Below are 26,288 nucleotides of genomic sequence, written 5' to 3' on the forward strand. Positions count from 1 at the left end.
AATCCGCTAAAATCCGTTTCATCCGCGTTCCATCATATATATTAAAAAATAACGGATGCAGCTCTACTTGGAACTAAACTCAAGCTTTTACTTAAAAAGATAGCTCAAGCTAATTCCTCCATAATAATTCCGCGGATTTCCGGGATAATAATACCTTGGTTTGGCCTGACCAAAACCCACTGCATTAGGCAATATACTAGCTGCATACTGCGTATTAATTGCATTGTTTATTCCCGTACTAAGCTCCGTTTTTAAACTTTTTAAAACCATAAAAGTATAGCTTGTTTTAAGATCTAAAAGAGAATAAGCTTGGGTGTATTTTGAGTTTTGATCGTTTAGCGGCATCGCCCCTACTTTACTAAAAGCAGTGTGCAGTTTAAATCCACTAGTAGTACTCAAATCCACACCCACATTCCATTGCGCATCCGGTACCGCCGTGAGTTGGTTTCCTGAATAATCATTTGTACCATCCACAAAATCCTTGAATTTAAAACGATTCACTGCCGCCGAAAAATAAGTTGACACTTGATACTGGCTTGTTTGTAAAAGTTGGTAATTGACAAGAAATTCCATCCCACTATGCGAACTCGCTCCGGCATTGATTCCTATATATTGATCTTCGGCGGTGCGTCTTGCTACCAATAAATTAGTAATTTGAGTACTAAAAAAAGTCAACTCCGTGTATAATTTATTGTTCAGTCCATGCGCCTTCAATCCCAGTTCATAGTTCCACCCTACTTCAGGCTTTAGGTTGGTATTAATTTGTCCTTCGGGAGTCAGTGTCTCCGCAACGGATGGAGTCGAAAAACCTTTACTTATCGAGGCATAAATTGTTTTGGTTTTGGTGAAACTATAGGAAAGTCCCGCTCTTGGTGATACTACTTCCCCAAAGGTGTAAGCTAGGTCTGGAATTGTTGCCGCTTCCGCAAAAAGATCCCGCAAGGAATAGCGTGTGGTATTAAACGCCAAACCAGTTTCTAAATGAAGTTTTGCCGACAATGAAAAATCAGCTTGTCCGAAATAATTTTGGTAACTGCTTTTCTGTTGCTTCTTGCTGAATTCGGCTCCAGCAACACTTCCTGGATTGGGTTGCGATGCATATAGATTTTTAAAAAGAGAAAAAGTATAATCGTCAAAAGCCACCTCCGTACCTAAACTCAACTCAAATGGCACCGAGAAAAGTGTGTTTTTATAATTCAAACTAGAACGGAAACCAATACTGCTACTTTCATCTTCCAAAATATTGAAAGGTCGTGGCTCGTAGGCTTTTTTAATATTCGAAAAAATACTGGATTTAAGAGACCATTTTGAGGACAATTGCTGACGGTAGCCCACGCCCATCATCCATTTATCATAAAATTCATAGCCTTGCGCCTGCGCCCAATTGCTTGCTGCTTTTTCGGGGTTATTGTTAAAATCGTCTTCGTTAATAGAACTGGGAATGTAGGCTTTGAGTTGGGTATACATTCCGATAAAGGATAATTCTCCTTTGGAATTTATCTTTTGTTGGCCTTGTAGTGTTAATGATTTTCGGTCATAAGAGGAATTTTGGCGAAAGCCGTCACTTTGTAAATGACTGTAATTAACGGAACCCATAGTGGAAGATTTACCATAATTCGCTGAAAAATTTTGTTTCAAGAGTCCGAAACTTCCAAAGGTTGTGATTGATTTAGCTTGGAATTCATCAGTAGGGATTTCACGAGCAAACAAATGGATAACACCTCCCAAACCCGAACCAAAACTCGTACTATTAGGTCCTTTAATGATTTCGATACTACCGATAGTTTCCAAATCAATATCTTCAATCGTCGATTCGCCTTCGGCAGTAGTTAACGGAATGCCTTCGAAATAGCCTTTTATTTTTTGGGTTCCATACTGCGAACGGGAACCAATTCCACGAATACTAATTTTAATGGTGTTCAAAGCGCCTTGTTGCATATACAACCCCGGAATTTTATTGAGTACCGAAGTCAAAATGATACCGTCGCTTTTATCGAGCTCCTTTCTGCTAATAACCGATATGGACGCAGCCGTGTTTTGAAGTGTGGCTTTTGTAGGAGAAGCTAATACGGCTACTGCAGCAAGTGCCGTGGTATCCTTAGTAATTTGACTAAAAACAGCGCCTTGCTGCAATAGCATAAATAGGGAAAAAAAATGGAGCTTATTGTACACCGACTTGATTTTAAATTAAGAGTAGAAAAGGGTTATAAAGTTAGGGTATTCTGCTTTGCAATCAAAAACTGACGTAGAATGAAATTTTTAATGATTTTATCTAAAAACTAATCCTTGTCCACGTCAATTTATAGTTTGTTTCCTGCAATTCTAATCCGCTTTACTAAGCTATACTTTTTTCAAAAAGCTACTATTAACCATCTCCACAACACTATCTGTGAATTATATAAAAAATAGGGCTTCAGAATACTTTTTTAATGCATACGCCGTTCATTTAAAACAATACCTTTGTAGTAAACCCAAGATTTATTTTATGAAAAATTACGCACTTGCACTTCTTATTCCTTCGCTTTTCATTTTTGTTTCCAGCTGCAATAAAAGCAAAGCTGCCGAAGAAAAAAATGAGCTTGAAAAAACAGCTGTAGTCGCCGTTGATTCTGTGAAGAAAAAAGCGGTCACTACAATCGATACTGCGGACTACAATAGAAGAATGCTGGCTTTAAGCAATAACGACACCACGGGAAGATGGCCGGTAAAAACGCCTTATCCATTACCGGGCGCATTATTGCCATACAATAGAATTATCGCCTTTTACGGAAATTTATATTCGACAAGAATGGGAATCTTAGGAGAAATCCCAAGAGCCCAAATGATCAAACAATTACAAGGAGAAGTAGCTAAATGGCAGGCCGCAGATTCTACTACGAAAGCAATCCCAGCTTTGCATTATATTGCAGTAACAGCACAAGGGTCGCCCGGAAGAGACAATATGCACCGCATGCGTATGCCATTCAAACAAATAGACACGGTTCTTAAATGGGCAAAACCCATTGATGCTTTGGTATTTTTAGATATTCAAGTAGGACACAGCACTGTTAAGGCAGAAGTGACTGAACTTGTAAAATATCTTTCTTTACCTAATGTTCACCTAGGAATTGACCCTGAGTTTTCACTAAAAAACGGACACGTTCCAGGAACTAAAATTGGTAGTTTTACGGCTGATGATATCAATGACGCCATTGACATTCTGGCTAAGGTCGTTCGCGAAAACAAGCTAACACCTAAAGTTCTTGTTGTACACCGTTTTACCCAAGGAATGGTAACTGACTATAAAAGAATAAAAAAGCTTCCTGAGGTGCAAATAGTGATGGATATGGACGGCTTTGGAAGCAAAGTCTTGAAAAGATCGACCTACCTGACTTATATTTATAGAGAGCCGGTGCAGTTTACTGGATTTAAATTGTTTTACAAAAATGACAATTGGAATAACTGGAAAATGTACACTCCTGAAGAATTGCTGAAATTCACACCAAAACCAAGCTACATTCAATTTCAATAAATACAGCACAATGAAAAATTATTTCGCCTGTCTGATTTTAGGACTTGTTATTTTAGAAGGCTGCCAATCAAAAGCAGAGGAAACTAACAAAGAAGCTCCACAGAAAATAACTGTGGTAAATGAGGTTGAACAAAAAGCCGAAGTACAAAAAGTGACCAATGATGCGGCGACCATCCTTTCCAAAAAGGAAGTGCCTATTTTGTGCTATCACAATATTAAGAATTTTGATGCTAGTGCTGGTCCTATGACCAAAGTCTATACGGTAAAACCAGTCGATTTTGCAGCGCAAATGAAAGCATTGTCAGCAGCAGGATATCATACGATATTGCCTGCGCAATTGTACGAGTATTTAGTACACGACGGCCCGCTACCTTCAAAACCTATCATGATTACCTTTGACGATACCCGCGGGGAACAATACTCCATTGGCGCAGCCGAAATGGAAAAATATGGCTTTAAAGGCGTGTTTTTTGTTATGACTGTTTCCATTAACCGTCCCAACTATTTATCTAAAGAACAAATCAAAGAATTATCAGATACTGGTAATGTTATCGCAGCACATACCTGGGATCATCACATGGTAACGAAATACTCAGGGGACGACTGGAATACCCAATTAGTAAAACCGAAGGCAAAACTGGAAGAAATTACAGGAACACCAGTGACCTATTTTGCATATCCTTTTGGTTTGTGGAATACAACAGCGATTCCTGAAATAAAAAAGAGCGGCTACCAAATGGCGTTTATTCTTTCGACCAAAAGAGATTCAATCGATCCCCTTTACACCATCAGACGTATGATTGTTTCCGGTACTTGGAATACGGAAGGAATGATGAAAGCTACGGAATCCACTTTCGCTAAATAATTTTATTGTCGTTTAAAACAACTCCTATTTTTTTCCTGATAATTCATAGCGTAGGATGTAAATCCCAAAACACTATTACTTATGTTGGGTTATTAAGTTGATTTCTTAATCATTACTGAACGGCACCCCCTATTATAAAAGGGGGTGTTCGAAATTCGAACCGTATTAAATGCTATTGAATCTTAAAAAAAAAGATAAAAAAATAATAATTCTTAAATAGAAAGCCAACTTTAAGCGAATAATATATTTGTCGTTAATTTTGCAATAAAAAACTTATTTGAAAGTATTAAAATCGTATTTTTAACTAAAAAATTACGGTTTGTTTGCTACAAACTCGTTTTTTATTAATTATTCAACAACAGAGAACATGGTAAAATTAACACCTAATTTAAACCCAAGGGGATGGGATGAAATGTTTTCTAAAGATGGGGTAAGAGACTCATACCGCCAAGTATTGCAAACATTAGAAGGTTTAAGTCTTGAAAGTTTAAATAAGAAACACAGTCTGGCTTCTGACATTTTTATGAACCAGGGAATCACATTTACTGTTTACAGTGATGAAGATCAAGGAATAGAAAGAATTTTTCCGTTTGATATAATCCCTAGGATTCTTACAAAAAATGAATGGGACGAAGTAGAAACAGGAATTACACAACGTTTAAGAGCCCTTAATCTATTTTTAGAAGACATCTACAATGAGCAACTCATTGTAAAAGAAGGCATTATTCCAGCAGCACTAATCACAACTTGTCCGCATTATCTTCCCGAAGTTCATGGAATTAAAGTACCTCATGACATTCATGTACATATAGCAGGTATTGATTTAATTAGAGGAGAAAAAGGCGAATTTTATGTCTTAGAAGACAATTTACGCTGCCCTAGTGGTGTAAGTTACATGCTAGAAAACAGAGAGATTACTAAGCGTATTTTTCCGGAAATGTTTACCGCTAACAATGTAAGCATGGTTGTTAACTACCCTATGATTCTTCATAATATCTTAGTGTCACTTTCTCCTAGAAACATTTCTAAACCTAATGTAGTTTTAATGACTCCAGGAGTATATAATTCTGCATATTACGAACATACTTTTTTAGCTCGACAAATGGGAATCCCGTTAGTTGAAGGAAGAGATTTAGTGGTAAACAATGGTAAGGTGTATATGAAAACAACATCAGGTCTTCAACAAGTTGATGTTATCTATAGACGCCTAGACGATGAATATTTAGATCCCTTAGTTTTTAGACCAGATAGCGCCTTAGGAGTCCCTGGTTTAATCAGTGCTTATAAATTAGGTACTGTAGCCTTAGTAAATGCCGTAGGGAATGGCGTTGCCGATGATAAAGCAGTTTATGCTTATGTACCAGATATGATTAAGTATTATCTAAACGAAGAACCTATTCTTAAAAATGTTCCTACCTACCAGATGGAAAATCTAGAAGAACGTGAATTTGTATTTGCCGATATGGGAAATATGGTAATCAAAGAAACCAATGGAAGTGGTGGTTACGGAATGGTAATGGGAAACAAAGCCTCCGAAAAAGAACTAGAAGATGCTAAAATTGCTATTGTAAAGAATCCACGAAACTTTATTGCACAGCCTATCATTCAACTCAGCACAGTGCCTTGTTTTATAGATGGAGAACTCAAGCTGAGACATGTTGATTTACGCCCTTACGCTTTATGTGGTCCTAATGGAGTGCAAATTGTACCTGGAGGTTTAACAAGAGTAGCCCTTACTGAAGGTTCACTTGTTGTTAATTCTTCTCAAGGTGGCGGAAGTAAGGATACATGGGTAATGAAATAGTCAATAAAATAGAACCAATAAAACAAACACTATGGAAGTAAATATGCTAAGCCGAGTTGCTGATGGGATGTTTTGGCTCAACAGATACATGGAAAGAGCAGATGGCATGTTGCTTACGCTCAACACACTTTATATCATGTCTTTTGATCAAGAAACAAATGACTATCAAGGGTATAAACCATTATTAGAAAACTTTACTAATTTACCTTCTGAGGAAATTTTAGCAGTACAACACAATACTAACTTTGTTCTAAAACACATTATATGTGAAGCAACAAACACGAGCTCTATTAAATGTCTTATCTCTAAAGCGAGAGAAAATGCACGAGGTTCTCAAGATAAAATAACCAAAGAGTTATGGGAACATATTAACTCTATGTATCATTTTATTAATGACCCAGAATTGCCCAAGAAACTAGAAACTCCAGAAGCAATGACCATTTTAGGTAAACTGAATAAAGATTTTTTACTGTACAATGGTATTTATCAAGTCACTATGCCTAGAGGTTTGGGTTGGTCATTTTCAAGAATTGGAAAACACATTGAAAGATGTTTACAAACCATTTCTATGACACAATCTTATTATGAGCCTATTAATTATAATCTAGATGGCAAAGAGGATTTACTCTATTGGAGAAAGTTATTGCTATCCCTTTCTGGCTATGAATTTTATCAAAAAAGCTATAGTAACATTGCTCACAATCGCAAGGTAGTACAACACTTAATCTTTAATAAGGATTTTGCTCACTCCGTAATCTATACTTTAACCTTAATAGAATCGTATTTAAATATCATTTTAAAAGACAATAATGCAAGCGAAGCGGTAACGATGCGCAACCAATTTGGTCGATTAAAAAGCTCGTTGGAGTTTACCGATTATCACCAACTTACAAATCAACAATTAGAAGATTTGTTGAATAATACAAGAACAGAAATAACTCAATTTTCGATAGATTTTTCTAAATTATTCTTCTCTTATTCCTAAAAAAAATGGCTGTTTTTAATATTGTACATATCACAAAATACCAATATAACTGGCCAATTAAAGAAAGTATAAATGAAATTAGATTGTTTCCGCATAATTTTGAAAATCAAGATGTATTGCAATTTCAGCTTTCGATTACAAAAAACCCAGAGGTAGCGATTTCTATGGATTACCACGGAAATCGCGTGGGTAATTTTAATATCATGGAGGCACACTCAGAAATGATTGTTAAAACTAAGCTGTTAGTACGCACTACACATTCACAAAAAATACCCGAAATAGACAATGTAAAAGTAGCCGACTTACTAACTAAACTAGAAAATGATATTTACTTATTACGACTCTCGTACCCCGAAACAATTACGAAGCAAATAGAAATCATCAAGATCTTAGAAGAAATTGATTACAGTGATAAATCGATTATTGAAATTGCACAACAATGCAACGAATATGTATTTACTAATTTTACGTATACCAAAGGAATTACAAATATCGAAACCACAGTAGACGAAATTTTAGAACATCGGAAAGGAGTTTGTCAAGATTTTGCCCTTGTCCTATTACAGCTTCTACGAACTGCTGGTATTCCGTCTAGGTATGTGAGTGGATACATATGTCCTAATGAAAGCGGGCTTCGGGGTGAAGGTGCAACACATGCATGGGTAGAAATTTATTCCCCTATACAAGGTTGGCTTGGTATAGACCCTACCAATAACATTTGGACTATGGACAATCATGTTAAGCTCTCTGTAGGCCTTAATTTTAATGAATGCACGCCTATTAAAGGAACGTTTAAAGGATTAGGATTAGCTAAGCAAACACTATCTGTATCCGTTTCTATAGGTTATGAAGACGGCAGGCATTTTGAAGAAGTAAACGATGTGCAACTGCAAGACGTATCTATTGAATTTCAAAAAGAACTAGATGATGCGGAACAACAGCAACAGTGATAACGAACTAACTCATAACAAAAAAAGCGAATCATATGATTCGCTTTTTTTGTTTATTACCCTAATGGAGTAACACAATAATTATTTATTCGACAACCATCCTTGCGGATTTGTGTAAGTCGTATTTTGCAGCAATAGAAATTTGATTACCGTTTTACCCGTATCTCCATTTGTTCTCACTCTACCTAAACTTTGTTTGATACTAATTTTATCTCCTTTACTTACAGACACCGAACTTAGGTTTTGATAGATCGTGAAATAATCCCCGTGTTGTATCATTACCGCTTTATTTACTGGTGACAGCACCATCACACTAGCTACTTCTCCACCAAAAACTGCTCTCGCCGTAGCACCTTCATTCGTAGTGATTTCGACACCACTATTGTGAATGACTAAGGTATTGTAAATAGGGTGTGCTTGATCTCCGTATCCTAATGATATAAATCCTTTCTCTACTGGCCAAGGAAGGCTTCCTCTATTTGCTTTAAAGCTATCTGCAATTAATTTGTCTTCTGGCGTAAGCTCAATTCTGGAAGAAGATACAGGCGCTTTAGCAACTGCAGCAGCAACCTCTTTTGGCGTTGCATTTGGTTTATCTGCTAATGCTTTTGCTCTTGCTTTCTCTAATGCTGCTTTTCTATTTGCTTCAGCAATCGCCTCACGAATCAAACGGTCAATTTGCTTGTCAATAGTTTTAGACTCGCGTTGTTTTTTTCGAATGTCAGATACGATTCTGTTTTTATCTTTCTTAATTGAATTTACCAGTTTTTCCTGTTCTTGCTTCTCTTTTTCAAGTGTCTCTTTTTCTTTCTTGTTTTCAACTAAGAGCTTTTGTTTGGCTACTTTTTGACCGTTTAATTTATCGTTAAAGTTAACTAGTTCCGTTGACTTAGTTTTTATTTCTTCTCCTTGGTTTTTTCTAAAGCTGGTGTATTGTTTCAAATACTGCGCTCTTTTATAAGCTTGTAAAAAATTCTCTGCAGACAAAATAAACATCGCCCTACTTTGTTCTGAACGGCTTTTATATGACTTCACTATCATCGTAGCATAATCTTCTTTGAGAACCAAAAGCTCTTTGTTGAGTTTGTTGATTTTCATTTGATTAATATACATATCATTCGCCAAAAGTTTAGTTTGCTTTTCGGTAGTATTGATCAAGGTTTCTTTCAGTCTGATTTTGTTTTTTTGGATCAAAAACACATTCATCGCCGATTTTTCCTTTGATTTAACGTTTTGCAACATCTTCTCATTTTCTCTAATCTCCTTTTGGATTTCGGCTTTTCGTTGTTCTAACTTTTCTTGTTGCGAAGACTGACTCCACATCATAGAAGTCATGCACATAAACAGTAGGCTAAGGAGAAATTTTGGCATCGTAAAAATATATTTTTGCAAATTTACTTAATTATAATTCTATTGTAACCATTTGGAACACTATATGGAAAAGAAAGTTCCTCATTAAACGTAATATTATTGTAATCTAAATCAATTACGGATTTCCCTTTGGGCTGATACGTATTAATCACCACATTGCCCGGCAACATTCCTTCTTTGTATTCCTTGATGTCTGCATAAGCAACCTGAATCATTCTGCCTTCAGCTGTTTGTGTGATTTCTTGTTTTTGCACACTAAAATTTGCTGCGTTGATGTAGAATGTCTTTTTGGTATTGTCATTTGCTAAATCATCTAATCGGTACAACTGTTCCACTAATGATTCTTTGTATTTCCCTTTTGACAAATCATCCAAGGCCTCCCCTAACAACATGTTTTGAATCTTATTAAAATCCAAATCAGTCCCAAGCCATTGACTCAAAGCGCTAAAATTACCTTCAAAATAAGTGCCTTTTATTTTTTCATAATAACTCACTGACGTTGGCGTAATACTTGCTTTTGCCATCGTTATTCCTAGAAAACGAATGCTAACTAAAATTTGCTCGTCTTTCTTAATCTTGATTTCGGCAGTAACATTCTGTGATTGTTGGTCATCTGAATATTTGGCATTAGCCTTTATATATAATGTAGAAAAGTCACTTTTATTGTTGTAGTGATTTGCAATTATTTTACTTGATTTTAAATAGGTGACCGGAACGGTGGCTTCGGTCACGATGGCTTTCGACTTGCACGAAACAAGAAGAACAACTGCCAGTAATGCTAAAAATTTATTCATTTTAATTTTATTTTTTTAATAATTGATTGGCTTTGGAAAAATAGAAATCTTTCTTCTTTACATCTCCTAAACCATTATAAGCTTCACCAAGTTGTATGTTGAAGTTTATTTCTAATGCGTTGTCATCTACCAGATAATCCAGTCCCATTTCCAACATTTCTTTTGCTTTTTTAAATTGGCTCAATTGATTGAAGGCTAAACCTGAGTAATAATAAAACTGCGGTTGCGCAGGGAAAATATCCACCATATCCATGGCTTTTTTTACTGCCTTTGTAAACTCTTTTGTTTCCGTATACGCTTGAAGCAAAAGTAAATTCGTTTCAATATCAGTCTCCGTGCTTTTGGCATTTGCCTTTTCATAATACCCAATGGCTTTATCCCATTGTTTCTTATTGTGATAAAACTTCCCTATTTCCTTAGACACATTCACTTCCGGGTCGTCATCAAAATAACTAACCGCTTTTTCTAAATCAGGAGCAAACTGCGGATTTGCATTTACATAAATCAAGAATTCATTCAGAATTCGGTGTTTTATTTTAGAATCTATTTTGCCACTGGCCAAAGCAATATTCATTGCATTAATCGCTTTCTCTCCATCATTATTTGACAAGTGATATTTGAACAAACTGACTTGCGCCCATTCGGATGTGGGTATTGCTGTTTCCAATTTTCGTGCCGTTTCCAACACTTTATCGGTTTCATTATTTTTAGAGTACAGATAAATTAGTGAAATGTAGTTGGATTCCTCTTTCGGGAACTTTTGTATTTGATCAATTAAATTAGTAATCTCTGCGTTTTGATATTTCCCTTGGGATAAAATTTGCATTTTATAGGACTCCCTGCGTTCTGATTTTCCAGAAGATTGATTGAGTTCATTGATAAGATCCAATGCTTTGTCAAATTGACTGGTGCTCATATAAAGCGAGGTCAGATCTTCTTTGAATTTAGCGTCAAAAGGGATGAGTTTGTTGATCGTTTTTATGGCGTTGACATAGTCTTTAGTTTCATAATCGACGTCATACATTCCTACCCAAAACCATTTGTTTGTGGGATCGATTTGTGTAGCACGCTCAAAAGAACTGTACGCATTTTTATAATTCTTTAAGGCCAGGTAATTTTTTCCCAATTCAAAATGAACAGTGGCGTTTTCAGGTTTGATTTTTAAACATTGCTCCAAAGCCAGAATAGCTTTATCGTAGTTTTCAATTGCTTTTTGCTTCAAGGACTCATAAAAATAATCCTGAAATTTGTCATCATTTAACCTTATTTCTTCCGGCTCCGTTTGTGCCAATAACAATGCTGAATTGCTTAGCAAAACAAGAAATAGAATCCATAAAGCCGATTTTTTCATTGACCCTTTTTTTAAAACGCAACAGCTTTGTTTAAGCTGTTGCGAAATAGCTTTTTATGCGTTCCAGGAAAAATTCGTTATTCTAATACCGAATAATCCCCAATACTTATGCTAGTAAAATCCCCGTCAAAACGAACATGATTTCCAATCATCGCATTGTCCAACTTTGCATTGCTGATGTGTGCATGCGTCTGAATTAAACTGTTTTTAATCACACTTCCTGTAACGTGGCTTCCTTTTCCTAAAGAAACATTTGGCCCTACAGTAGAATTAATTAAATACACATCTTCTCCAATATAACAAGGTGGAATAATTGTTGAATTGTCTATTCTAACATTTACTGCCACTAACGCTGTATCTTCCTTCTGTAAAAAACCCAGCATTCTGGAATTTGTTTCTACAGTCACATTTTTATTTCCACAGTCCATCCACTCGTCGACATGACCCGTTTTAAAGACTTTACCCTTGGCCATCATCGCTTTAATCCCATCATTAATTTGGTACTCTCCACCATTTTGAATGTTGTTGTCTAAAACATTTTGAAGCTCTTCTTTTAAAACACCTACCTCTTTAAAGTAATAGATACCAATAACGGCTAAATCGCTTACAAAGTCTTGAGGTTTTTCAACCAATTCGACAATTTCATTCGCGTCATTTAATTTTACCACACCATAGGCTTCTGGCTGATCTACTTGCTTAACCCAAATAACAGCGTCTGCTTCAGGATCTAAATCAAAATCAGCTCTAATAAGAGTATCTGCATAAGCAATTACGGCTGGCCCAGAAAGTGATTCTTTGGCACACATTATAGCATGACCTGTTCCTAAAGGCTCCAATTGGCGATAAATAGATGCTTTAGCACCTAAACTTTCTGCCAATTCTTCCAAACTTTTCACAAGATCATCTCCAAAAAAAGCAGGGTCTCCTAATATGAAAGCGACTTCGTCAATAGGCTCATCCAATATTTTGGCAATATCTTCTACTAATCGGTGTACAATTGGTTTTCCAGCAATAGGAATTAATGGTTTTGGAATGGTTAAGGTATGAGGGCGAAGACGTGAACCACGTCCAGCCATTGGAACTATTATTTTCATGTTTTTTTTATATTGAAAGATTAAATGATTGAAAAATTAAATGATTCTCTTCGAATTTTTAAATGTTTCAATCTTTAAATTATTAAATTTACTTTACTCCCGTGCTTCCGAATCCGCCTTCTCCTCGAGAAGTTTCAGATAACTCCTGAACTTCAATCCAGTCAGCGCGTTCATGTTTAGCGATAATCAGTTGTGCAATTCGTTCTCCGTTTTGGATCACAAAAGCTTCATTGGATAAATTTACTAAAATCACACCAATTTCACCACGATAATCTGCATCAACTGTACCGGGGCTATTCAGCACCGTTATTCCGTTTTTGAATGCCAGTCCGCTTCTTGGTCGTACTTGCGCTTCGTAGCCAATCGGTAATTCGATAAAAAGACCCGTTTTAACTACTGTTCTTCCTAAAGGTTGTAAGGTTACGGCTTCAGTAAGGCTTGCTCTTAAATCCATTCCTGCCGAGGCTATGGTCTCATAGTTAGGCAAGGCATGTTGTGATTTATTGATAATGTTTATTTTCATTTTTTTTATTTTAATTCAGTGACAGGTCTTGACTTGTTCTACTGATGTTTTTATTTATAGCCCTGATAGTAGCGGCATCCTTTTCTTGACTTTTTAGGAAAGAAAAGATATAGCGAATAGCAGGAAATAGCTCCTAACTATTTCTACCCTTTTATAATTTTCATCAGCGTTACTTTTTCATTGTGATAGATAAAATATAGGAACACGATTAATAAACCGACTCCAACATAATAATTCTCTCTAAATCCGTAAAAAGATACGGCTGAAAAAAGTATCGATAGCGAGAGATACCCTCCTATTTTCTTCAAATCATAAGGTATGGGATAATATTTGTTTCCCAGGTAATAGGAAATTGTCATCATGCTTCCATAAGCGGCAATTGTCGCTATGGCTGAACCGTAATAACTCATCGAGGGAATCAGTAAAAAATTAAGCACTAAAGTAATTACCGCACCTACAATGGAAATATAAGCGCCGATGTATGTCTTGTCGATCAATTTGTACCAAACAGAAAGGTTCGTATAAATTCCTAAAAAGAAATTAGCCAGAATAATCAACGGCACTACTTTCATCGCTTCCCAGTATGAACTGTCGCGAATCATTAGCAGTTTAAAAAGATCGGCAAAAACGATTACAGACAATAAAATAAAAGATCCGAAGATGACAAAATACTTGGTCACCATGGCATAAGTTTGAGGTGCGTTTTTATCGGAGGAATGACTGAAAAAGAAAGGTTCAATTCCTAAAGTATAAGCAGTCCTATACAACACCATAAACAATCCCAGTTTATAACAGGCAGAATAAACTCCAACCTCTGATTCAGCAATGTCAGCCGGCAATAATTTTGACAAAAGAATTTTATCGAACTGTTCGTTGATGGCAAACGCAATTCCTGCCACCATGATAGGCATTCCATAACGCATCATACGTTTCCACAAATCAGTATCGATTTTCCAGTTCAAGTAAACATAATCTGGGGACAGCGCCACAAAAGTCAATAAACTCGCAATAATATTAGCCAAGAATATATAACCAATTTGGAAGTTATCCACATAAACAGAACGCAAAAAACCATGCGGATTTGCTTCAATTAACAATGGGATATATAGTAAAAAAACAACACTCAGAATCAAGTTGACCAAGACGTTACCAATTTTTATTGCCGCATAGACCATCGGTTTCTGATCGACCCTTAATTTTGAAAACGGAATGATGACCAAGGCATCCAACACCAGAATCCAAATCGTATAGGTTATGTATTGGGAATCTATCCCAGACCAATCGGCCAAAGAAGTTCTAAATAATAGAGCGATTACTAAAAACGAAATGGTAGTCCAAAAAATTGAAACCATAGAAGTTTCAACCACTGCTTTTTTATTAGACTCTTTGTTATAAAATCTAAAGAAAGCCGTCTCCATTCCGTAAGCCAGAATAACATTAAAAAATATCATGTAGGCAAAAATAACAGACACTTTTCCGTACTCTGCTTTTGGAAGCAAATCAGTATAAAGCGGAACTAACAAAAAACTGAACATTCTCGGTAAAACTGTCGCGAGTCCGTATATGGCTGTCTGTTTAAAAAGTTTTTTATATAATCCCAAAATGGTACGTCTTATTAATATTTAGAGAACAAAAATAACTATTTCTTTGGTTTAATCCCTGATGGATTTAGAATCATTGGTCTTTCTTTTATTGACAAGATTTTATAAAAAAAAGTTTTCTCGCGTTTTCTATATTCTAATACTGCCTCAGTGGGCTGCAAATCAAATCTAAACTCCGTTATAATGGGTGCCTTATTACCGTATTCTTTTGTGGGGTCGCTGTGTAAAACCAAATCATGAACCGTTGAATCTTTATAAAAATGCGCTACAAAAGTATTGTCCCTTTCTATTTCAACTACTCCTATCTGATTTTGGAAATAGACCTTATCCAAAACAATTCCTTTGGCAAGCGGCCTCTCAAACTCGATATAAAAATCAGTACGAGATGCAACTTGCCCTTCACCGTTATTTACTTTTTGGAAATACACTGCTGCTATTTCTTGTGGAAAATTAATTTGATAAGTCTGCTTAGAGGCACAAAAAGAAAGACTGCCTGCAATCAAGATTAAGAATACTAATTTTTTTATAGAACCCATTGTACATGATTTAAGATAATCCATCTTCATTAATAATTTTTACAAAATGAAAGCCTTTCGGACCGTAACCTTGGTTGTAATAAAATCGATGCGCCGTGAAATTTCCTGTAAAAGCATCGAGAACAATCATACTACAGCCTTCTTCTTTTGCCTTTACATCAATGTAATCCGTCATCATTTTACCAAGTCCTTTAGATCGATGTTCAGGGTGAACAATAAAATTATCAATCTCAATGTATCTGCCCGACCATAATTTTGTTGCAGTCCAAAATCCAGTTACGGCAACGCAAATATCATTCTCATATACTGCCAATTGCTTGTAATTATGTGGAACCATGTCTTTGAGATAGGCTTCATATTTCTCAAACGTAAAGGTTGGATATAGAAATCGCATCAATTCAATATTATTAAGCATTTCAGCTACGGTGGTGAGTTCTCGTGTTTTCAATGGGGAATGGTTTATAAAACCATAAAAATAGTCAAAAAATGAAGTAGTGAATAATCCGAACAATTAAAGTTGTCATAAATATTTAAAAAAGGATTATTACAAGTAGTAGTATCGCCTTTAACTAACCTCTTTATTATTATGACTGGTACAACGTGTGGATCGGTTTAATATCAGTTGCCTGCTAAGGCCGACATTTGCTAAAGCTAACCCCTTTATAAAACTGGATGAAAATAAAACGGTTCTTAGTTTTTGGCTAAACCTATTATTATTACGTTTCAAAATCTTATATTCTATATCATCCAAGGATAAAATATTCTCACAAATCATGATTCTTTTGTATTTGTAAGCTGCTTTCATTTGCATGGCTCCCCCAGCTATAATTAAAAAAAATGCATTATAGATGTTCGTCCAAAACGTATTCTTTAATTCATCTGAATCCAAAAAACCTTCTAACATACTCAATTCAAGATATTGCAACTCTCTTCTTAAATATGTCGTGTCTTGTTTATTTTGTGCTTGAAACAGTATATTCTCTGATAAAGTAATTAAATAATTTTCCATGTTTACCTCAAATTTATTACCGGTCAAATCTAGGTTTTCCCTTATAAATTGGAATAGGTATATATACCTGAATAATCATTAATTTTTATGAAATACAACAAATAACTCAAAACGGTCTTCTTCTAATAAAATCGAAAGTTTCTATATATACATTAAAAAAGCCCCGCAATTGCGAGGCTTTTGTATATTGTGATGAACAAATATTATCCGTTCAACGCTTCTGCTCCACCAACAATCTCTAAGATCTCATTAGTAATAGAAGCTTGACGTGCTTTATTGTAAGTCAATTTCAATTGATTTCTCAACTCAGTTGCATTATCAGTTGCTTTGTGCATAGCAGTCATACGAGCACCATGTTCTGAAGCAAATGAATCTCTGATCCCTTTGTACAATTGTGTTTTCAATGATTTTGGAATCAAAGTCAAAACAATCTCTTCTTTAGATGGTTCAAAAATATAATCACCAACTGAAGCTGTTAAATCTGATTTTATTGGTGCCAATGGTAAAAACTGTTCAGTTTGAACAATTTGAGTTGCGGCATTTTTAAATTGATTGTATATCAATTCAATTTTATCATATTCTCCAGAAAGGAATTTCTCAGTTAAGGTATCTGCAATTACAGCTACATTATCAAAAGTTAAATCATCGAAAACTGCACTTTGATTGTCAATTACAGCACTAGTTTTAACTAAAACATCATTTCCTTTTTTACCTATAGCAAAAATATCCACTTGTTTTCCTGCATAATACTCAGAACGGTTTTTAGCTGCCTTAATTACATTCGAATTAAACGCACCACATAAACCTCTATTAGAAGTAATAGCAACAACCAATACTTTCTTTACTTCACGTTGTGTAGTAAACTCTCCTCCTGCATCACCTTCAAGTGTAGCAGAAAGATTTTGTAATAATTCCGTTAATTTTTCGGCATAAGGGCGCATGGCTGTAATTGCATCTTGTGCTTTCTTTAGCTTTGCTGCAGAAACCATTTTCATCGCTGATGTAATTTGCATCGTAGATGAAACGGAAGTAATTCTATTACGGATTTCCTTTAAATTTGCCATTTTATTATGGGTATAAGGTTGTTGGGTTTTGGGTATTAGGTTAAGAAATATCTATAACCTAAGACCCAAAACCCAGAAACCTAATTAGTTATATTTTGCTGAAATTTCTTTTGCTACAGTTTGGATTACATCTGTAATTTCATCTGTAAGTTTCCCTGCTTTCAAAGCATCTAAAGTTGCTCTGTGTTTGTTGTTAAGGAATTCTAAGAAATCTTTCTCAAATTCTTTTACTTTATTCACAGGAACATTTCTCAAAAGATTTTTTGAACCAGCATAGATAATCGCAACTTGATCTTCTACTGTGTAAGGATCATTCAAACCTTGTTTCAAGATCTCAACGTTTCTTCTACCTTTTTCAATTACGTTTAAAGTAACTGCATCTAAGTCAGAACCAAATTTAGCAAACGCTTCCAATTCACGGAATTGTGCTTGATCTAGTTTCAAAGTACCTGCTACTTTTTTCATTGATTTAATTTGTGCATTTCCTCCAACACGAGATACCGAGATACCAACGTTAATTGCAGGACGTACTCCAGAGTTAAACAAATCTCCATCAAGGAAAATTTGACCATCTGTAATCGAAATTACGTTTGTTGGGATATATGCAGAAACGTCACCAGCTTGAGTTTCGATAATAGGAAGTGCAGTTAATGAACCACCACCTTTTACGATTGGTTTCAATGAATCTGGTAAGTCATTCATGTTTTTAGCAATTCCATCATCAGCAATTACTTTACAAGCACGCTCTAATAAACGACTGTGTAAGTAAAATACATCTCCAGGGTATGCTTCACGTCCCGGTGGTCTTCTCAATAAAAGAGAAACCTCACGGTAAGCAACAGCTTGTTTAGATAAATCATCATAAACAATTAAAGCTGGACGACCTGAATCTCTAAAATATTCTCCAATAGCTGCACCTGCGAAAGGAGCATAAACTTGCATCGGAGCTGGATCAGAAGCGTTAGCTGCAACAATAATGGTATAAGCCATTGCACCTTTTTCTTCTAACATTTTTGCGATTCCTGCTACAGTTGACGCTTTTTGTCCAATTGCAACATATATACAAAATACAGGTTTTCCTGCATCGTAAAATTCTTTTTGATTTAAAATAGTGTCAATACAAACAGTTGATTTACCTGTTTGACGGTCACCAATAACCAATTCACGTTGTCCACGACCAACTGGTATCATAGCATCAACTGCTTTTATCCCTGTTTGTAATGGCTCAGTTACTGGTTGACGGAAGATAACTCCAGGAGCTTTTCTTTCCAAAGGCATTTCGTATAAGTCTCCACCAATTGGTCCTTTTCCATCAATTGGAAAACCAAGAGTGTTTACTACACGTCCTACCATTTGCTCTCCAACTTTAAGAGAAGCGATACGTTGTGTTCTTTTTGCTGTAGAACCTTCTTTGATACCTGTTGATGGTCCTAAAAGTACCACACCAACATTGTCTTCTTCAAGATTCAATACAATAGCCTCTAAACCATTGTCAAATTCTACTAACTCACCGTATTGAACATTCGAAAGCCCGTAAACACGAGCAATACCATCTCCAACTTGAAGTACTGTTCCTACTTCCTCTAGCGTTGCGCCAGATTCAAAACCTTCTACTTGCTTTCTTAATATTGCTGAAATTTCAGCAGGTTTGATTTCCGCCATCTTAATTTATAATTTAGACACTTAAATGTGCAATAAAACTAGTTACTTAATTCTCTTTTTAATACTTGTAATCTGTTGGCTATTGAAGCATTGTACTGCTTGTCGCCTATTCTCAAAATAAACCCTCCAATAATCGAAGAATCTACGTGATTTTCTATCGTGATTTTTTTATCTGATAAAGTAGCAATTTTAGCTAAAACTTTAGCTTCTAATGCTGCATCCATTGCGATGGCTGTAGTAACTTGAGCTACTTCAACACCATTCATGATATCAAATAATTTGCTGTATTCTACTGCAACAGCTTCCAAAATTTCAAATCTTTTGTTTTCGAATAACAAATGAAATAAACTTTTTGTTACGCTATTGGTATTTGCAAAAACTTCCAATAAGGCATTTTCCTTAACTTCTACTCTCAAAGTAGGGTTTTGGATAAAAGTGCTCAATTCTACATTTCCACTTATAGTTGAAGCGATAGAATTCATATCATCACTAACTGCTTCAGCCACTCCTTTAGATTGTGCGATCTCTAGAATTGCCTTTGCATAACGAATTGCTGCTCTTGTACTTGCCATAATATTAGTTTAGCTTTACGTCACCTAACATCTTCTCAACTAATTTAGTTTGAGCTTCTTTATTAGATAATTCGTCTTTCAATAATTTTTCTGCGATACTCAATGACAAAGTAGAAACTTGTAGTTTCAATTCAGCCATAGCTGCATTTTTTTCGCTTTCAATTGCTGCTTTTGCTTGTTCGATCATTTTCAGACCTTGAGCTTGCGCTTCTTCTTTGGAATCAGCAATCATTTTTTCTTTAATTTCACGTGCATCTTTTAGCATGTTATCACGTTCCATTCTTGCTTCTTGTAAAATACGTTGGTTGTCAGCTTGAAGGTTTTGCATTTCTTTTCTTGCATTTTCAGCAGAAAGCAAAGCATTTTTAATTCCTTCTTCTCTATCATTTACTGCATCAAGAATTGGTTTCCAAGCAAATTTTTTCAATAAGAATATTAATCCAACAAATATTAATACTTGCCAAAAGAACAAACCTAACTCAAACTGATGTATTAACTTTTCCATGTTATGTATCTATAATAATATTTAATTTAATAATAAAAACAATAGTTACAACCAACCGTTGCAACTATTGCTTTTTGAGTTTTAATTAAGCAGCAAATAATGCAGCGAAACCAATACCTTCAATTAATGCAGCTGCGATAAGCATAGCTGTTTGGATTTTTCCTGAAGCTTCTGGTTGACGAGCAATAGCGTCCATTGCTGAACCACCAATTCTACCAATACCTAAACCTGCTCCGATTACGATTAATCCAGCTCCTACATAATTTAAACCTTCCATAATATATATAATTAAAAATTAAACATTCAATTTATTAGTGCGCCTCCTCATGGTGGTGCTCTTCTACTGCTGAACCAAAGTACAGCGCTGATAGCAATGTGAAAATATAAGCTTGTAAAAATGCAACCAATATCTCTAAGATAGAAAGTGCAAACGACAATGCAAATGATAAACTACTTCCCAACCAGCTTTTGAAAATAAACATCAAACCAATAATACTCATCAATACAATATGTCCTGCAAAAATGTTTGCATACAAACGAATCATTAATGAAAAAGGTTTGATTATAACTCCTAGCAGTTCAATTGGTGCTAATACGATACGCATTACTTTTGGCACACCTGGCATCCAGAAAATGTGACCCCAATAGTTTTTATTTGCCGTAAGGTTTGTAATTAAAAATGTCATGATTGCTAATGCAAATGTAATTGTTAAATTACCCGTAACATTTATACCGAAAGGCATCAATCCAAAAATATTTAAGAACAATACAAAGAAAAATATAGTCAATAAATAACTCATATATCTCTTGTAGTGTTTTTCTCCAATGTTAGGAATAGCAATTTCGTCACGAATAAAAAGAACCACTGGTTCAAATATTCTTCCAGCTCCAGAAGCAATTCCTCCATTTTTAGAATAGGTCTTCGCCAAACCGGCAAAAATCAATACCATTAAAATAGCCGCAATGAATATAGACAATACTGTTTTTGTGATTGAGAAATCTAAGGGACGTTCATTTTCAGGGAAACCTGTTTTTTCGTCTTCTATTATTTTTCCTGAAGCATCCGTTTTGTATATTTTTCCATCGTGATGATTTATTGCATAGAAATTACCGTTAGATTCGGCAACTGCTTCTCCATGTTCGAATTCAGAAGATGAAAAAAGTTGCAAACCATTATCCCAAAGGATTACTGGTAATGAAAAACCATAATGTTTTCCTTCTACTTCATCAGAGAAAAAAGTAAAGTCATGAGAGTCTAAAACGTGATGACCAATGAATGCTTTGATTTTAGATTTTACATCTGTAGGTTCAGCATGAGCTCCTTCATGGCTTTGTTCTGTTGTTTCATGTGCAACTTCAGTATGAACTTTTACCGAATCCACTTCGGGATTTGCAAAAGTCATTAAAGGAAGACACGCTACTAAAGTCGCTATTATAAATCTAAGTGGTCTGTTTGAAATCACCATAACTGTTAAATATCTTAATTTTTTACGTTTCTGAAATTTGGTGCAAATGTACATTTTTTATTAATATCCAAAAGGATATAAAAACATATTTTTTTTAAATCCTTCATCTATTTGCGGATCTATTGCTTTTCTTTTAATATTCGTATCGTTAAAACGGTCTCCATTACTAAAAAAAGAATAAACATCCCAAAAAAATTAACTTTCTCTATTGTATTATCATATGTTGTAATGTGCAAGATAGGTTTTAAAATCAAATAACAAAAAACCATTTTGATACTTGTTCCTAAAAGAAAAGACATTCCTACATTATCAAAGCTTTTTTCTTTCACTTTTAGTAATACAATGAATATCAAAGTAGACATACCGAAAAACAATAAATAGAGCACTTCGATTGAATACTGGAATGCTACAACATCGATTTTCAAAACGTAGAAAATAATTTTATGTAACAAATAAGCCATCACGGCCAAAAGGGTTAAACTTAGAAGAGGTTTTTGATTTTTTAAATTCATGCTGTGTTTATTTTGTCGTCAAAGCACAATGACTTGAGACTTAATTTACTTTTATTAATTAAAATTTTATTGAGATTTATTTATTTCGTTCACTTGTCTAATAACATTGTACAGAGCAATAACGACACCTACCATGACTAGAATTTTATTGTAATATACTTTTGGGTTCGGGTAATTTTCATCAAGCCAGTTTCCGCCATACGCAAACAAAAAGATGATAACCCCCATTTGAATGGGTATATTAATTAACGCTATCCATTTGCTAGCTTGTTTTTTGTTGGGTTTCTTTTCCATCAGTTAATAAGAAATTTGCTTCATTAATCTTCATTATGCAGGACGCACTGAAATCAGCACCCGGTTCCACAGATAATTTCCCTACGGTCACTTCGCCGTTAATACTGGCTTTAGATTTTACGTTTAGGATTTCAGTAACATTAATGGTTCCTTCAAATTTTCCTTCTATATCTGCATTTTTACAATTAATATCACCCGTTATACTTCCGGCAGGACCTACTACTAATTTTCCGGTAGACTGAAAGTTTCCTATCAATTCTCCGTCAAGCCTAAAATCAGCTTGGGAAATAATATCTCCTTTTATTATTGTCCCTTCTACAATTCTATTCGTTTTTCCTAAAAGCTCCGTATAGGGCTTTGCTTTTCTATTAAACATTTTTATTCTTTTTTTAATCCTAAATAAACATCAAGATTTTTTTTAATTTGGATTACTTTATAGTTTTCATTGGTAAGAATAACAGCAGCTGTTGCTGTTTTAAAATCCTTATTATCTCGTAGAACGGTACTGATATTTCTAGCATACGCTTCTGAATTTATACCGTGAATCGTTATGAAATTTTCGGTATCACTATACCCATCCAAAGAATAATTTAAATCTTGAAAGGTAGTACCGGTAATGAGTTTTTTAATTTTTTCCTCCATTGCTTTTGCACCTTTCTCGTCTGATACCGGTACTTTGTAGAGTACTTTCCAGTTTTTAGTATCTGTAGTTGTGAAATCTAATTTTTCTAAAAACGGAATTTGGTCCTTCAGAATTTCTTGGGCTTTTTTACCCTCTTCACTATTTGGGTAATTATCCGCCACAAACTGCAATGCGTTTTTGTAAGCTTTTAATCCTTTAAGTTTTCCAATAGCATTCGCTTTCAAAAATTCGAATTTCGAAACGATTTCGTCCCCAGAAAACTGATTGATTAATCCATCAGACTGCTCTAAAACAGTCGTGAATTTTTCTTCTTCGTATTGTTTATATAAAGTGCCATACGCTCCTTCAGGAGTATCCTTGAATACTGTCCCAGCTGGATTTGTGTTGTTTATTATTTGAGCATAGCGAGAATTTGGAAATTGGGAATTAATCCTTTCTTTCATTGCTTGCGCCTTGCTGCTATCTGTAATTTGGTATATCTTATATAAATTATACATTGCAGGAAGAATCAATTTTTCTTCCGGACTATTTTGCAATAGTTGTTCCAGCTTGTTCGCTGCTAATTCATATTCTTTAAACTTTTCCTTATAAATTACCCCAAGTTGATAATAGGCTGTATTGCGTTCCTTTCCAATGCTGTCAATTGCTACTTTCGTACTTGGAAGTTGTTTTAAATAAAAACCTGCAGTATACTCTTCTATTATCGTGTTCTCTTCCTCTTTCAATTTGTCTTCCAACTGCGCTGCACCCGAATTCAAAGTATCTTTTGAAACCACATTCGTCTTACTAGTTGATGAAAGCCTCCAGTTGCCTGCTGAACTTCGATTTCCCCATATTTTTTTGAATTCTACTTTCCCAAAAGAAACAGTCGTAGGGTTATAAAAATAGAAAAGACTTGCAGCTGTATTAGAAGCGGTCATAGAAGGCGGACTAAGCGGCGAATTGCGTGCTGGTCGTCCTAAATTTTGAGCAGAAACGGCAGGGTCATTAGACGCTGTCTTACTATTTCTTTCTATATTTTCTTGCTTTTCTTTTAATTTCTCTTCTATAATTCTTTTAGCTTCATCCTTCTTTTTTAAGGTATCGATATAATTTTCGAAATAGGAAATTCTGCCAGCTTCTGACATCGAAACTACATGTAAAATACTGTCGTTTCTTGAAGCAATCGCTTCATACAAAATTACTTCATCTAAATCTTTTCTGATTTTTTGAATATGAATGAATTCCCTTGTTTTAATATCAAGATTCACTAAGGTGCTGTCGTAATACTTTGCGGCAACTGGATATGCTGCATTTCTAAAATACATATTACCTATATTCCTGTAATTGGAAGCTACTAAATACTGGTCGGCAGTAGTTTTTTTAAGTGAGGTATTATAAAAATCTAACGCTTTTTTCTGATTGTTCTGTTTGTCGTAAAAAACACCCATTTGATAGTTTAAGACATCTAAGAATGGTCTGTTCTCTCTGTCGGCAATCAGCTTTTTATAGTTTTTAACAAAGGCGGTCGTATCCCCATTTTGATAGTCAAACAACTGCGCTTTTCTAGCTTGTGCTTGAATAACGTATTTCCTTTCCGATTTTCGATTCATATTTATTACCGACTCATAGCTGTAAATCGCGCTATCTTTCTTGCCTAACTCTTCGTAAAGTTGACCAAGTATAAATCGGTATCTTGACTTTTCTTTGTTTTGTTTGGTAAATTTTTGGGCAATTTTTAATTTTATTAAAGCGGAGTCTTTTTCTTCTAAGTTCAAGTAGGCCTCAGATAAAAGAGCATTGACATCAGCAATAACTTGATTTTTAAGTTTTTGCTCATTCAAAAGATTGCTCATGTTTTTTACAACCAAAGCATCATTACCCAGTCGCATATTGGTTTTTCCACGCCAAATTTTAGCTTCATAAATCCTGCTGCTATTTGGGTATTTATATAGAATATAATTGAATGCGTCTAATGCGGGAACAAATCTTTGATCGTAGTATCTGGCTTTACCCAAAAGTAAATAAGCTTCATCAATTTGAGAGTTTCTTTCTCTTCCGTCAATATTCATGGAATGCTTTTGAATCGCTTTAGTCGCCTTGGTTTCGGCCAATTCAAAATCAGAATTTTTTGCTTTTTCATCTGACGTAACTTCATCTGTCACTTGCATCCTTTCGATAGGCAAACGTTTCCAGAAATTGTCTTTGCTATTGGCTTCTATACCTACCATTCCTTTGTCTAAGCCAATTCCACCATTGTACAAAATATTATATTTTGTACTTAGAGCATGAGAATTCCTAGACAAAAAACTGCTATTCCTAGTAGAACAGGCTACCAAAAAACACAGAAACCCTAATGGAATTGAATATTTTAATATATTGGTTTTCAATGGCTAACGTTTTTATCATTAAACTTTTAAAAAAGCTTTTTAGTATAATGACTGGTAAAAATACGTTTCTTTTTGAAATATGGAAGTTTAAACCGCGAAAAACATTTCTAACTCCTGTAGCGTTTCCCCAGAGGTCTGAATATCTTTTACGATTTCCCCTTTATTTAAAGCTACTATTCGATCACAAACTTCTACAGTGTGTTGCAAATCATGGCTTGAAACTAAAATTGTGATGTCCTTATTTTCAGCAAGTTCTTTAATTACTTTTTTCAACCTATTAACCGTTGTAGGGTCTAAATTAGCAAAAGGTTCGTCAAGAATAACCACTTCCGGATTGCCTATCAAGGTCGCGATTATACCTACTTTCTTTTGATTTCCTTTGGATAAGTCACGCAGGTATTTTTTATTTTTTAGTATTTCACCATTAAAAAACTCTTCATATTTTTCTAATAAAGCATCAATATCAGCCTTGTTTTGACCGCGTAAATCGCCAATGAAATAGAAGTACTCTTCCGGTGTAAGATAGCCTATCAAGAAGCTTTCATCGATAAATGCAGCGGTAAAAGGTTTCCAATCTTCGCTAGCATTTACCAAAATACTGTTGTTTATTATACTCCCAGTTGAAGGTTGGATTAAATCCAATAGTAAACTAAAAAAGGTTGTTTTTCCGGCACCGTTATTTCCCACGAGACCCAAACTTTGTCCTTTTGGGATTTCAAGATGTTCGATATTTAAAACTGTAGTTCCGTTATATTTTTTTGAAAGCTGATTTACCTGTATCATTATATTTTTATGTATTGTGATGAC

The 26,288-nt window shown here is 35.0% G+C and carries 26 protein-coding genes; 5 read left to right on the forward strand and 21 right to left on the reverse strand.

Annotated features, from left to right (window positions below; genetic code table 11):
* Positions 1–87: 87 nt before the first annotated feature.
* Positions 88–2,172 carry a TonB-dependent receptor gene (locus AAC069_RS04075; RefSeq protein ID WP_339919226.1) on the reverse strand — a complete coding sequence of 695 codons (2,085 nt, stop codon included), beginning with the start codon at positions 2,170–2,172 and terminating at the stop codon, positions 88–90.
* Between the two features lie 313 nt (positions 2,173–2,485).
* Between AAC069_RS04075 and AAC069_RS04080 the strand changes: the two genes are divergently transcribed.
* From AAC069_RS04080 to AAC069_RS04100, 5 genes are all read left to right on the forward strand, one after another.
* Complete coding sequence (locus AAC069_RS04080) at positions 2,486–3,511, forward strand: hypothetical protein (RefSeq protein ID WP_339919227.1); 1,026 nt, start codon at positions 2,486–2,488, stop codon at positions 3,509–3,511.
* A 10-nt stretch (positions 3,512–3,521) separates the two neighbouring features.
* Positions 3,522–4,376 (forward strand): polysaccharide deacetylase family protein, encoded by an 855-nt coding sequence (locus AAC069_RS04085; protein WP_339919228.1) that lies wholly within the window; start codon positions 3,522–3,524, stop codon positions 4,374–4,376.
* Between the two features lie 367 nt (positions 4,377–4,743).
* On the forward strand, positions 4,744–6,180 hold the full coding sequence (locus AAC069_RS04090) for a circularly permuted type 2 ATP-grasp protein (protein WP_339919229.1): 1,437 nt from the start codon (positions 4,744–4,746) through the stop codon (positions 6,178–6,180).
* Positions 6,181–6,211: 31 nt separating this feature from the next.
* On the forward strand, positions 6,212–7,165 hold the full coding sequence (locus AAC069_RS04095; protein ID WP_339919230.1) for an alpha-E domain-containing protein: 954 nt from the start codon (positions 6,212–6,214) through the stop codon (positions 7,163–7,165).
* 5 nt (positions 7,166–7,170) lie between these two features.
* Positions 7,171–8,115 (forward strand): transglutaminase family protein, encoded by a 945-nt coding sequence (locus AAC069_RS04100; protein ID WP_339919231.1) that lies wholly within the window; start codon positions 7,171–7,173, stop codon positions 8,113–8,115.
* 81 nt (positions 8,116–8,196) lie between these two features.
* Here the strand turns inward: AAC069_RS04100 and AAC069_RS04105 are convergent, their stop codons facing one another.
* From AAC069_RS04105 to AAC069_RS04200, 20 genes are all read right to left on the reverse strand, one after another.
* Positions 8,197–9,486: a peptidoglycan DD-metalloendopeptidase family protein gene (locus AAC069_RS04105; protein ID WP_339919232.1), complete on the reverse strand. Its 1,290-nt coding sequence runs from the start codon at positions 9,484–9,486 to the stop codon at positions 8,197–8,199.
* A 23-nt stretch (positions 9,487–9,509) separates the two neighbouring features.
* Positions 9,510–10,280, reverse strand: coding sequence for a DUF4292 domain-containing protein (locus AAC069_RS04110; RefSeq protein WP_339919233.1), 771 nt, complete (start codon positions 10,278–10,280; stop codon positions 9,510–9,512).
* 7 nt (positions 10,281–10,287) lie between these two features.
* Complete coding sequence (locus AAC069_RS04115; protein ID WP_339919234.1) at positions 10,288–11,631, reverse strand: tetratricopeptide repeat protein; 1,344 nt, start codon at positions 11,629–11,631, stop codon at positions 10,288–10,290.
* Between the two features lie 77 nt (positions 11,632–11,708).
* On the reverse strand, positions 11,709–12,725 hold the full coding sequence (locus AAC069_RS04120) for a sugar phosphate nucleotidyltransferase (RefSeq protein WP_339919235.1): 1,017 nt from the start codon (positions 12,723–12,725) through the stop codon (positions 11,709–11,711).
* A gap of 88 nt (positions 12,726–12,813) precedes the next feature.
* A complete protein-coding gene (dut, locus tag AAC069_RS04125; protein WP_339919236.1) occupies positions 12,814–13,248 on the reverse strand; it encodes a dUTP diphosphatase in 435 nt (144 codons plus the stop codon).
* 143 nt (positions 13,249–13,391) lie between these two features.
* Complete coding sequence (locus AAC069_RS04130) at positions 13,392–14,849, reverse strand: oligosaccharide flippase family protein (RefSeq protein WP_339919237.1); 1,458 nt, start codon at positions 14,847–14,849, stop codon at positions 13,392–13,394.
* 38 nt (positions 14,850–14,887) lie between these two features.
* Complete coding sequence (locus tag AAC069_RS04135; RefSeq protein WP_339919238.1) at positions 14,888–15,385, reverse strand: hypothetical protein; 498 nt, start codon at positions 15,383–15,385, stop codon at positions 14,888–14,890.
* 10 nt (positions 15,386–15,395) lie between these two features.
* A complete protein-coding gene (locus AAC069_RS04140) occupies positions 15,396–15,800 on the reverse strand; it encodes a GNAT family N-acetyltransferase (protein ID WP_339919436.1) in 405 nt (134 codons plus the stop codon).
* A gap of 150 nt (positions 15,801–15,950) precedes the next feature.
* Entirely contained in the window at positions 15,951–16,394 is a 444-nt protein-coding gene (locus AAC069_RS04145; protein WP_339919239.1) for a DUF547 domain-containing protein, read from the reverse strand.
* Positions 16,395–16,597: 203 nt separating this feature from the next.
* Positions 16,598–17,458: an ATP synthase F1 subunit gamma gene (atpG, locus tag AAC069_RS04150; RefSeq protein ID WP_339919240.1), complete on the reverse strand. Its 861-nt coding sequence runs from the start codon at positions 17,456–17,458 to the stop codon at positions 16,598–16,600.
* Positions 17,459–17,542: 84 nt separating this feature from the next.
* Positions 17,543–19,120 (reverse strand): F0F1 ATP synthase subunit alpha, encoded by a 1,578-nt coding sequence (gene atpA, locus AAC069_RS04155; protein ID WP_331580502.1) that lies wholly within the window; start codon positions 19,118–19,120, stop codon positions 17,543–17,545.
* Positions 19,121–19,158: 38 nt separating this feature from the next.
* Positions 19,159–19,692 (reverse strand): ATP synthase F1 subunit delta, encoded by a 534-nt coding sequence (gene atpH, locus AAC069_RS04160; protein ID WP_339919241.1) that lies wholly within the window; start codon positions 19,690–19,692, stop codon positions 19,159–19,161.
* A 4-nt stretch (positions 19,693–19,696) separates the two neighbouring features.
* Entirely contained in the window at positions 19,697–20,197 is a 501-nt protein-coding gene (locus tag AAC069_RS04165) for a F0F1 ATP synthase subunit B (RefSeq protein ID WP_091085691.1), read from the reverse strand.
* An 85-nt stretch (positions 20,198–20,282) separates the two neighbouring features.
* Entirely contained in the window at positions 20,283–20,474 is a 192-nt protein-coding gene (gene atpE / locus AAC069_RS04170) for an ATP synthase F0 subunit C (protein ID WP_074720412.1), read from the reverse strand.
* Between the two features lie 34 nt (positions 20,475–20,508).
* On the reverse strand, positions 20,509–21,663 hold the full coding sequence (gene atpB, locus AAC069_RS04175; RefSeq protein WP_091085840.1) for a F0F1 ATP synthase subunit A: 1,155 nt from the start codon (positions 21,661–21,663) through the stop codon (positions 20,509–20,511).
* 119 nt (positions 21,664–21,782) lie between these two features.
* Positions 21,783–22,175, reverse strand: a complete 393-nt coding sequence (locus tag AAC069_RS04180; protein ID WP_339919242.1) for a hypothetical protein — start codon at positions 22,173–22,175, stop codon at positions 21,783–21,785.
* Positions 22,176–22,241: 66 nt separating this feature from the next.
* Positions 22,242–22,469 carry an AtpZ/AtpI family protein gene (locus AAC069_RS04185; protein WP_091085685.1) on the reverse strand — a complete coding sequence of 76 codons (228 nt, stop codon included), beginning with the start codon at positions 22,467–22,469 and terminating at the stop codon, positions 22,242–22,244.
* On the reverse strand, positions 22,438–22,845 hold the full coding sequence (locus AAC069_RS04190) for a polymer-forming cytoskeletal protein (RefSeq protein WP_339919243.1): 408 nt from the start codon (positions 22,843–22,845) through the stop codon (positions 22,438–22,440). The genes AAC069_RS04185 and AAC069_RS04190 overlap by 32 nt, the downstream gene beginning before the upstream one ends.
* A 2-nt stretch (positions 22,846–22,847) precedes the next feature.
* Positions 22,848–25,481: a tetratricopeptide repeat protein gene (locus AAC069_RS04195; RefSeq protein ID WP_339919244.1), complete on the reverse strand. Its 2,634-nt coding sequence runs from the start codon at positions 25,479–25,481 to the stop codon at positions 22,848–22,850.
* Positions 25,482–25,568: 87 nt separating this feature from the next.
* The gene (locus tag AAC069_RS04200) at positions 25,569–26,264 is read right to left on the reverse strand and encodes an ABC transporter ATP-binding protein (RefSeq protein ID WP_339919245.1); all 696 of its coding nucleotides are present in this window, start codon (positions 26,262–26,264) and stop codon (positions 25,569–25,571) included.
* Positions 26,265–26,288 lie beyond the last annotated feature (24 nt).

Source organism: uncultured Flavobacterium sp., from assembly GCF_963974175.1.
Lineage (GTDB): Bacteria > Bacteroidota > Bacteroidia > Flavobacteriales > Flavobacteriaceae > Flavobacterium.

What these genes read in the sequence shown, in the direction of transcription:
- AAC069_RS04080 (WP_339919227.1), top strand. Translation starts at nt 2,486, where the DNA reads ATGAAAAATTACGCACTTGCACTTCTTATTCCTTCGCTTTTCATTTTT.
- AAC069_RS04085 (WP_339919228.1), top strand. Translation starts at nt 3,522, where the DNA reads ATGAAAAATTATTTCGCCTGTCTGATTTTAGGACTTGTTATTTTAGAA.
- AAC069_RS04090 (WP_339919229.1), top strand. Translation starts at nt 4,744, where the DNA reads ATGGTAAAATTAACACCTAATTTAAACCCAAGGGGATGGGATGAAATG.
- AAC069_RS04095 (WP_339919230.1), top strand. Translation starts at nt 6,212, where the DNA reads ATGGAAGTAAATATGCTAAGCCGAGTTGCTGATGGGATGTTTTGGCTC.
- AAC069_RS04100 (WP_339919231.1), top strand. Translation starts at nt 7,171, where the DNA reads ATGGCTGTTTTTAATATTGTACATATCACAAAATACCAATATAACTGG.
- AAC069_RS04105 (WP_339919232.1), bottom strand. Translation starts at nt 9,486, where the DNA reads ATGCCAAAATTTCTCCTTAGCCTACTGTTTATGTGCATGACTTCTATG.
- AAC069_RS04110 (WP_339919233.1), bottom strand. Translation starts at nt 10,280, where the DNA reads ATGAATAAATTTTTAGCATTACTGGCAGTTGTTCTTCTTGTTTCGTGC.
- AAC069_RS04115 (WP_339919234.1), bottom strand. Translation starts at nt 11,631, where the DNA reads ATGAAAAAATCGGCTTTATGGATTCTATTTCTTGTTTTGCTAAGCAAT.
- AAC069_RS04120 (WP_339919235.1), bottom strand. Translation starts at nt 12,725, where the DNA reads ATGAAAATAATAGTTCCAATGGCTGGACGTGGTTCACGTCTTCGCCCT.
- dut (WP_339919236.1), bottom strand. Translation starts at nt 13,248, where the DNA reads ATGAAAATAAACATTATCAATAAATCACAACATGCCTTGCCTAACTAT.
- AAC069_RS04135 (WP_339919238.1), bottom strand. Translation starts at nt 15,385, where the DNA reads ATGGGTTCTATAAAAAAATTAGTATTCTTAATCTTGATTGCAGGCAGT.
- AAC069_RS04140 (WP_339919436.1), bottom strand. Translation starts at nt 15,800, where the DNA reads ATGCTTAATAATATTGAATTGATGCGATTTCTATATCCAACCTTTACG.
- AAC069_RS04145 (WP_339919239.1), bottom strand. Translation starts at nt 16,394, where the DNA reads ATGGAAAATTATTTAATTACTTTATCAGAGAATATACTGTTTCAAGCA.
- atpG (WP_339919240.1), bottom strand. Translation starts at nt 17,458, where the DNA reads ATGGCAAATTTAAAGGAAATCCGTAATAGAATTACTTCCGTTTCATCT.
- atpA (WP_331580502.1), bottom strand. Translation starts at nt 19,120, where the DNA reads ATGGCGGAAATCAAACCTGCTGAAATTTCAGCAATATTAAGAAAGCAA.
- atpH (WP_339919241.1), bottom strand. Translation starts at nt 19,692, where the DNA reads ATGGCAAGTACAAGAGCAGCAATTCGTTATGCAAAGGCAATTCTAGAG.
- AAC069_RS04165 (WP_091085691.1), bottom strand. Translation starts at nt 20,197, where the DNA reads ATGGAAAAGTTAATACATCAGTTTGAGTTAGGTTTGTTCTTTTGGCAA.
- atpE (WP_074720412.1), bottom strand. Translation starts at nt 20,474, where the DNA reads ATGGAAGGTTTAAATTATGTAGGAGCTGGATTAATCGTAATCGGAGCA.
- atpB (WP_091085840.1), bottom strand. Translation starts at nt 21,663, where the DNA reads ATGGTGATTTCAAACAGACCACTTAGATTTATAATAGCGACTTTAGTA.
- AAC069_RS04180 (WP_339919242.1), bottom strand. Translation starts at nt 22,175, where the DNA reads ATGAATTTAAAAAATCAAAAACCTCTTCTAAGTTTAACCCTTTTGGCC.
- AAC069_RS04185 (WP_091085685.1), bottom strand. Translation starts at nt 22,469, where the DNA reads ATGGAAAAGAAACCCAACAAAAAACAAGCTAGCAAATGGATAGCGTTA.
- AAC069_RS04190 (WP_339919243.1), bottom strand. Translation starts at nt 22,845, where the DNA reads ATGTTTAATAGAAAAGCAAAGCCCTATACGGAGCTTTTAGGAAAAACG.
- AAC069_RS04200 (WP_339919245.1), bottom strand. Translation starts at nt 26,264, where the DNA reads ATGATACAGGTAAATCAGCTTTCAAAAAAATATAACGGAACTACAGTT.